Here is a 2,117-nt window from a genome sequence, read left to right on the forward strand (position 1 = left end):
CGCGGCAAGGAGATATATTGCCAGACCGGAGGGGCCCCGTGGGCGGGAATCTGGGCGTACACATTTCCTACACATCTAAGTACTCTCGGCTGGCTGGTTAAAAACAGGAGGGGACCTCGCATCCGAGATCCCCTCTTTCGCCCATCTATAGCAATAGACTCTTAAATACCTTATGCCAGCAGCTTGCGACCGGACTCCTCGATCGCGTCAAGTGCTGCATCTGCCTCGGCGGCATCCGCGCCCTTAGCGAAGATGTACAGCTTAATCTTGGGCTCGGTGCCGGAAGGACGAACAATACCCTTGTTGCCACCCTCAAGATCGAACTCAATAACATTAGCCTTCGGCAGGCCGTTCACGCAGGTGTTGTAATCAACGACGGCCTCAATCTTGGAACCGGCGAGCTCCGCGGGCGGGTTCTCGCGCAGACCGGCCATGATGCCGGCCATCTTTGCCGCACCCTCAGCACCCGGATAGCTCAGCGAAATCGTCTTGTTGTGATAGTAGCCATACTTCTCGTACAGCTCGTGCATCGCGTCGGCAAGGTTCTTTCCCTGGAGCTTGTAATACTGCGCCATCTGGCAAATCAAAAGCGAAGTGCTCACGGCGTCCTTGTCGCGCACGTGGTCGCCGGCCAGATAGCCGTAGCTCTCCTCAAAACCGAAGATAAAGCGATCGACCTCGCCAGCATCGGAAAGAGAAGTAATGATGTCGCCGATGTACTTGAAGCCCGTCAGGCAACGACGGAGCTCAAAACCGTACTCATCGGCCAGAGCGTCAACCATGGCGGAAGAAACGATAGTAGTGACAGCAACCTTCTTAGTGAGGTCCTCACCGCGAGCAGCGCGGATCTTGCAGATATAGTCGAGCAGCAGAACGCCCATCTCATTGCCGGTCAGCAGCAGATAGTCATCGCTATTCTTAACGGCAACGCCAACGCGATCGGCGTCAGGATCGGTTGCAAGCAGCAGATCAGGGTGAACCTGCTCGCACAGGTCAATGCCCTTCTGCATGGCCTGGCGAATCTCGGGGTTAGGATACGGGCAGGTCGGGAAATCGCCGTTAGGCTCCTTCTGCTCGGGAACAACCGTGACATCGGTGATGCCAGCGCGCTCGAGCACCGTCGTGACGGGAATGAGGCCGGTGCCGTTGAGCGGAGTGTAGACGAGCTTAAGCGGAGCGCCAGCGATCTCCTCGGCAGAAAGGTTGGTCACGCCGCGGGCGAGAACGGCGTCATAATAACGCTCGAGGCACGAGTCATCGATCCATTTGACCAGACCCTGCTCAAGAGCCTCATCGAAGTCCATGGACTTCACGCCGGTAAACGTATCGGTCTCGGCGATAGCCTTAGAAATTGCATCGGCAGCCTCGCTGGTAATCTGGCAGCCGTCGGGGCCATAGGCCTTATAGCCGTTATAAGGCGCTGGATTATGACTAGCGGTCATGCAAATGCCACCGGAGCACTTAAGGTCACGGACGGCCCAGGAAAGCGTCGGCACGGGAGAAATCTTAGGATACACGAGAGCAGTCACGCCGTTTGCGGCAAGAATGGCAGCCGTCGTCTTAACGAACAGTTCACCCTTATTGCGGCTATCGCGAGCGATGGCAACCGTCGGATGCTCGAAGGTCGCATTGAGATAGTCAGCAAAACCCTGCGTCGCGCGACCAACCGTATAGATATTCATACGGTTAGTGCCTGCACCGATAGTGCCACGTAGACCGGCGGTACCGAAGGCGAGATCTTGGAAGAAAGCGTCGGTGATGGCGTCTTCGTCACCCTGCTCCTTCATCGTGTTGAGCTCAGCGAGGAGCTCCTCGTCCTTGACATTGGCAATCCAAGTATCAAGCAGCTCATGAACATCTGCCATGTGAGTCCTTCCGTCACAATCAATAAAACAACCCGTGTAAAACAGGACAAGCGCATCAGCGCGCTAAAGCAAATATTAGTCCATTGAGAACAGAGAACCGGCCACAGAACGGTGAACGTTTATATTCACCGGTGGATGATTGGATTGATTTAATTGCTTAGTGAATGCCGCCTATAACGCAAAAAGGAGGAGGCCGCGAGGCCTCCCCCTTCCAAGTTCAAGCGTACGGCTCGGTGCCGTCCACCGGTCAGC

1 protein-coding gene is annotated in these 2,117 nt (G+C 55.8%); it reads right to left on the reverse strand.

Translation table 11 applies throughout. The annotated features are described in order from the left end of the window. Nucleotides 1-170: 170 nt before the first annotated feature. Entirely contained in the window at nucleotides 171-1,865 is a 1,695-nt protein-coding gene (locus AB5Z25_RS10825) for a phospho-sugar mutase (RefSeq protein ID WP_368135579.1), read from the reverse strand. Nucleotides 1,866-2,117: the final 252 nt, after the last annotated feature.

Origin of the sequence: Collinsella aerofaciens, from assembly GCF_040910325.1 — a bacterium.
Classification (GTDB): domain Bacteria; phylum Actinomycetota; class Coriobacteriia; order Coriobacteriales; family Coriobacteriaceae; genus Collinsella; species Collinsella aerofaciens_BL.